Below are 5,961 nucleotides of genomic sequence, written 5' to 3'. Positions count from 1 at the left end.
ACCTGCTGCTCGCCCTGGAGCGCACCGAGAACCTGCGCGCGCTGGCCCGCGAGTGCGGCCTGACGCCGGGCGACCTCAAGCGGCGCCTGCGCCAGTGGCGGCGCGAGCTGGCCGAGGAGTCCGCGGCGCCCGCGGCGGATCCCGTCGTCGCTCCCGCCAAGGACGGCGGCGCTCCCGCCGAACCGGCCGTCGCGACCAAGGGTGCCGCCGCGCGCGGTCGCCGCAAGCCCGCGGTCGAGCCCCTGCCCCCGGAACTGGCGTCGGTGCCCGCGGCGGCCGGCCTGTCCGCGTCGCCCCTGCCGGCGGCCGGCTCTCCGGTGCTGGAGATCTGGACCGACGGTGCGAGCCGCGGCAATCCCGGCCCGGCCTCGGTGGGGATCGTGTTCGGATTGAAGGGCGGCGACCTGCTCGCCCGCCACGCCGAGACGATCGGCGTCGCCACCAACAACGTGGCCGAATACCGGGCCGTGCTGCGCGCCCTCGAGCTGGCCGCCGGTTGGGGCGCCTCCCGCATCAGCCTGCAACTGGACAGCGAACTGGTGGCCCGGCAGATCTCCGGGCAGTACCGCGTCAAGAGCCAGGACCTGCTGCCGTTCTATCGCCAGGTGATGGACCTGATCCGCGAGCTGGACGGCTTCTCGGTGCGGCACATCCGGCGCGAGCGCAACACCCTCGCCGACGTCCTGGCGAATCTCGCCCTCGACGGGCACCTGCCGGACTGACCCTCCCGCCCCCGACTTTCCCCGCAGCCGGTCCGTGACACGGGCGGCGCCAGCGTCTATGATGGGTGCCGGGAAGTCGGGGAGACGACCGCGGGTCCCGCGAGGGATTCGAGGAAAGTCCGGGCTCCGCAGGGCAGGGTGCTGGGTAATCCCCAGGGGGAGCGATCCCACGGAAAGTGCCACAGAAAAGATACCGCCTCGGCCGCAAGGTCGCGGTAAGGGTGAAAAGGCGAGGTAAGAGCTCACCGGGCGCCTGGTGACAGGCGTCGCATGGCAAACCCCACCCGGAGCAAGACCGCATAGGGGAGCAGAGGCGGCCCGCCTCGCATGACTCCCGGGTAGGTCGCTTGAGGCCGGCGGCAACGCCGGACCCAGATACATGGTCGTCGCCGCGACGCGGCAACAGAACCCGGCTTACGACCGACTTCCCGTCCTTTCGCCGCGCCGCGGTCGCGGACCGCGGCGCAGTATGGAGACGCGTTGCAGTACGAGTTGGGATTCGGCGGGAGCGGCGGCGTGGACCCGGTCCCGGCGGCGGCCAAAGGTCCGGCGGCGGTCGTGGGTCCGTCGGCGGCGCCGGTTCGTCCCGGCGTCCTGAGCGGTCGCGCCTGGCGCGCCGCCGGCGTGCCCGAGCCGGAGACGCTCGAGGCGATCAGCCGCGCCCTGCCGTTGTCGCGCCCCGTGTCCGGCCACCTCGTCGCCCTGCTCGCGGTGCGCGGCGTCGTCGGCGAACGGGCGCTCGAGCGCTTCTTCTACCCCGAGATCGAGCACCTCCACGACCCCCTGCTGCTGGACGAGATCGAGCCGGCCGCCCGGCGCCTGCTGCGCGCCGCGGCGGCGGGCGAGAAGGTCGCCATCCACGGCGACTTCGACGTCGACGGGCTGACCGGCACCGCGCTGCTGGCCGAACTGCTGCGCGCGTTGGCGGTGGACGGGCGGCGCTGCGAGCTGCAGCCGCCGTTCGTGCCCGACCGCGCCCGCGACGGCTACGGCGTGGCCCGGCGCATGCTCGGGGAGTGGAGCGCCGCCGGCGTGGGTCTGCTCGTGACCGTGGACACCGGCTCGGCCGCGCACGAGGAGATCGCCGTGGCCCTGGCCGGGGGCATGGACGTCGTGGTGCTGGACCACCACCTCTTCGACGCCCGTCCCGCCGGCGTCCACGCGCTGGTCAACCCGCGACGGCCGGGCAACCGCTACCCGAACGCCGAACTGTGCGGCGTCGCGGTGGCGTTCAAGCTGGCGCAGGCGCTGGCGGAGCTGGCGCCCGGCTGCCTGCCGGAGGACTTCCTCGCCTCGGTCCAGGACCTCGCGGCCCTGGGCCTGATCGCGGACCAGATGCCCCTGGTCGACGAGAACCGCGTGCTGGTGCGCCGCGGGCTCGAACGCATCTCGGACCGCCGCACGGTCCGGCCGGGCCTGCGGGCGCTGCTGGAGAAGGCGGGTCTCGACCACGGCCAGGCCGTCACCGCGACGCACGTGGCCTACCAGCTGGCGCCGCGCCTGAACGCCTGCGGGCGCATCGGCCGCGTCCAGGCCGCGCTGGACCTGCTGTTGACGCGGGACGCCGATGAGGCCCGCGCCCTGGCCGACGAGGCCGACGAGACGAACAAGCGCCGCCGCGACACCGACCAGCGGGTCATGGACGAGGCGGTGATCAAGGCGCTGCCCTTCGCCGAGCGCGGCGACCCGGGCCTGATCCTGGGCGACGAGGGCTGGCACCGGGGCGTGATCGGCATCAGCGCCGCCCGGCTCGTGGAACGCTTCAACGTGCCGTCGATCCTGTTCTCGCTCGAGGGCGAGGAGTCGCGGGGGTCGGCGCGGAGCGTGCCCGGCGTCGACATCAAGGCCGTGCTCGACCGCTGCGCCGGGATGCTGGTGCGCTACGGCGGGCACGCCCAGGCGGCCGGCATGACCCTGCGCACGCGCGATCTCGACGCGTTCCGCGCGGCCTTCCTGGCCGCGCTGCGCGAGGCGCCGGCGCAGGCCGGCGTGCCCGAGACCTACGACCTCGAACTGTCGATGGGCTCGATGACGGTGCAGGAGGTGACGCAGCTGAACCAGGAATGCGCGCTGCTGGAGCCGTTCGGCGAGGGCAACCGCGCGCCGGTGTTCCGCTGCGACGGGCTGCGCCTGTCCGGGGCCCCCGCGCCCGTGGGCCGCGGGGGCGAGCACCTGCGCTTCCGCTTCGCCGGGCCCGGACAGCCGCGCGCCGGGGGCACGCCCGCCCTCTCGCTGCCGTTCATCAGCTTCGGGAGCGGCAAGGCCTGGCACGCCATGCTCGGGAGCCTGCCCGGCGGCCGGACCTCGCTGCCGGAACGGCGCTGGGACATCCTGTTCCAGATCGCGACGAACAACTGGCGCCCCAGCAACGGCGCGACCGTCGAGCCCGTGCAACTGCAGCTGCTGGACATCCGGCAGGGCGACGCGTCGTGAACGTGGACCGCGACACGGCCCCCGCCGGGGACGCCCTCGAGGCGGGGATGCAGGAGGTCGTGCGCAAGGTGCGGGCCTACAACCCGCGCGCCGACATCGACCGCCTCTGGGCCGCCTACCGCCGCGGCCGCCAGGCCCACGAGGGCCAGCTGCGCAAGAGCGGCGAGCCCTACTTCGTGCACGCCCTGACCGTGGCCGACATCCTGGCCGACCTGCGGCTCGACGTGGACACGCTGGTGGCGGGCATGCTGCACGACGTCGTCGAGGACACCTCGCTGGACCTCGACACGGTGCGCCGCGAGTTCGGGCCCGACGTGGCGCACATGGTCGACGGCGTGACGAAGATCAGCGACCTGCGCTCGCACAACCCCGAGACGCGCCAGGCGGAGAACTACCGCAAGCTCGTCTTCTCCATCACGCAGGATCCCCGCACGGTCCTGATCAAGCTGGCCGACCGCCTGCACAACATGCGCACCGTCGAGTTCCTGGCCGACGAGCGGCAGGCCGGCATGTCGCGCGAGACGATGGACGTCTACGCCCCGCTGGCCCACCGCTTCGGCCTGGCCAAGATCAAGTGGGAGCTCGAGGACCGCGCCTTCAAGGTGCTGAACCCGAAGGCCTACTACGCGGTGGGCGACGGCGTGCTCCAGACGCGCACCGACCGCGAGCACCTCATCGAGGAGGTGAGCCGGCCGCTGAAGGCGAGCCTGGCCGAGGCCGGCGTCGAGGCCGAGATCGTCGGCCGGCCCAAGCACTTCTATTCCATCTGGAACAAGATGCAGGCGCAGGACATCCCGATCGAGCGGGTGTACGACCTGCACGCCCTGCGCATCCTGGTGCGGACCAAGGTGGACTGCTACCACGCGCTGGGCATCGTCCACAGCCTGTTCACGCCGCTGCAGGACCGCATCAAGGACTACATCGCCAACCCCAAGCCCAACATGTACCAGTCCCTGCACACGACGATCCGCGCGCCCGGCGGCAAGTTCGTCGAGATCCAGATCCGCACCTACGAGATGCACGAGCGCAGCGAGATCGGCATCGCCGCGCACTGGAAGTACAAGGAGGGCCCGGGGGACGAGCACATCGACTTCTCGAGGATGGTCAGCTGGCTCAAGCAGCTGATGGAGTACCAGGAGGACGTCACCGACCCGCGCGAGTTCATGGCGGGCATGAAGCTCGACATGTTCCAGGACGAGGTCTTCGTCTACAGCCCGCGCGGCGACATCTTCCAGCTGCCGCGCGGCGCCACGCCCCTGGACTTCGCCTTCGAGGTGCACTCCGCGGTGGGCCTGCACTGCGTCGGCGCGAAGGTGAACGGGCGCATCGTCAGCCTGACCACCGAGCTGAAGAACCGCGACACGATCGAGATCCTCACCAGCAAGGGCGCGCACCCGGGCACGTCCTGGCTGGAGATCGTCAAGACCGGCAAGGCGCGCCACCACATCCGCCGCTGGATCCGCTCGACCCAGTTCGAGGAGAGCGTGCGCCTGGGGCGCGACATCCTCGTGCGCGAGTTCGGCCGCCACAAGCTGAACGTGAACCCGGACAAGGACCTGGACGGGATCGCCCAGGAGATGGGCTACACCGAGACCGAGAAGCTCCTGGCGGCGGTCGGCTGCGGCGACCTCACGTCGACCAAGGTCCTGGCGCGGCTCGAGCCGCGGGAGAAGAAGCCGCCCGAGAAGCTCGTCGACATGGGCAAGGACATCTACGCGGCGCTGCTGCGGCGGCGCGTGTCCGGCGTGAAGATCCAGGGGCTGGACAGCCTGATGGTGCGCTACGCCCGCTGCTGCGAGCCGATCCCCGGCGACCAGGTGATCGGCGTCGTCACCCGCGGCCGCGGCGTGTCGGTCCACCGCCTCGGCTGCTCGAACCTGGCGAACATCGAGCCGGAGCGCCTGATCGACGTCTCCTGGGACGTGGGCGAGGAGCAGGTCTTCCAGGTGAAGCTCACCGTGACGGCGCTGGACCGCCGCGGCCTGCTGGCCGACCTCAGCGACGCGATCCGCGGCGTCGGCACGAACATCCACAGCGGCGACTTCAAGGGCGACCACGAGCTGGCGGTCGTGTCGTTCCTGGTCGAGGTGCGCAACTTGAACAACCTCGAGCGGGTCCTGCTCGCGGTGAGGCGCGTCGAGGGCGTGCAGCGCGTGGAGCGCTACCAGCTCAACTGACGCCCGGAACGGTACGGAGGCACGGCCGTGCGCTGTGTGGTGCAACGCGTGTCCCGCGCCGCGGTGCGGGTGGAGGGCGAGGTCGTCGGCGAGATCGGCGGCGGCCTGCTGGTGCTCGCCGCCTTCGCGCCGGACGACACCGCGGACGAGCTGGGCTGGACGGCGCGCAAGCTGCCGGACCTGCGGCTCTTCGGCGACGACGCGGGGCTGATGAACCGTTCGCTGCGCGAGGTGGGCGGCGGGATCCTGCTGGTCTCGCAGTTCACCCTCTACGGGGACCTGAGCCGGGGGCTGCGCCCCAGCTTCACGGGTTCGGCGCCGCCCGCGGCGGCCCGGCGCCTGTACGAGGAGTTCGCGGGGCTGCTGCGCGCGCAGTGGCCCGCGGTCGCCGAGGGCCGCTTCGGCGCCGCGATGGCGGTCGAGCTGGTCAACGACGGCCCCGTCACCCTGATCCTGGACCGCGAGCGCGCGCGGGGGAGGACCGCACCGGCATGCTGACGAGCCCCTTCCTGGACTGGCCGGCGGGCGAGGAACTGGTCCTCGCCTCGGTCTCGCCGCGCCGCGCCGAGCTGCTCGCGATCGCGGGCGTGCCGTTCGTCGTGCACCCCGCGCCGGGCGCCGAGGCCGCG

General features: G+C 72.4%; 4 protein-coding genes and 1 other RNA gene. All 5 read left to right on the top strand.

The annotated features are described in order from the left end of the window. The coding region (locus Q7W29_03680) for a ribonuclease HI family protein (GenBank protein MDO9170912.1) at window positions 1-722 on the top strand (722 nt) is incomplete at its 5' end. A gap of 71 nt (window positions 723-793) precedes the next feature. Beyond that, window positions 794-1,155, top strand: an RNA gene (rnpB, locus tag Q7W29_03675) — RNase P RNA component class A. Between the two features lie 47 nt (window positions 1,156-1,202). After that, the gene (gene recJ, locus Q7W29_03670) at window positions 1,203-3,155 is read left to right on the top strand and encodes a single-stranded-DNA-specific exonuclease RecJ (GenBank protein ID MDO9170911.1); all 1,953 of its coding nucleotides are present in this window, start codon (window positions 1,203-1,205) and stop codon (window positions 3,153-3,155) included. Next, on the top strand, window positions 3,152-5,332 hold the full coding sequence (locus tag Q7W29_03665; GenBank protein ID MDO9170910.1) for a bifunctional (p)ppGpp synthetase/guanosine-3',5'-bis(diphosphate) 3'-pyrophosphohydrolase: 2,181 nt from the start codon (window positions 3,152-3,154) through the stop codon (window positions 5,330-5,332). The genes recJ and Q7W29_03665 overlap by 4 nt, the downstream gene beginning before the upstream one ends. A 27-nt stretch (window positions 5,333-5,359) precedes the next feature. Next, entirely contained in the window at window positions 5,360-5,830 is a 471-nt protein-coding gene (gene dtd / locus Q7W29_03660; GenBank protein ID MDO9170909.1) for a D-aminoacyl-tRNA deacylase, read from the top strand. Window positions 5,831-5,961 lie beyond the last annotated feature (131 nt).

The organism is bacterium (genome assembly GCA_030654305.1).
Classification (GTDB): Bacteria; Krumholzibacteriota; Krumholzibacteriia; order LZORAL124-64-63; family LZORAL124-64-63; genus PNOJ01.
This window is presented reverse-complemented; position numbering and strand designations above follow the sequence as displayed.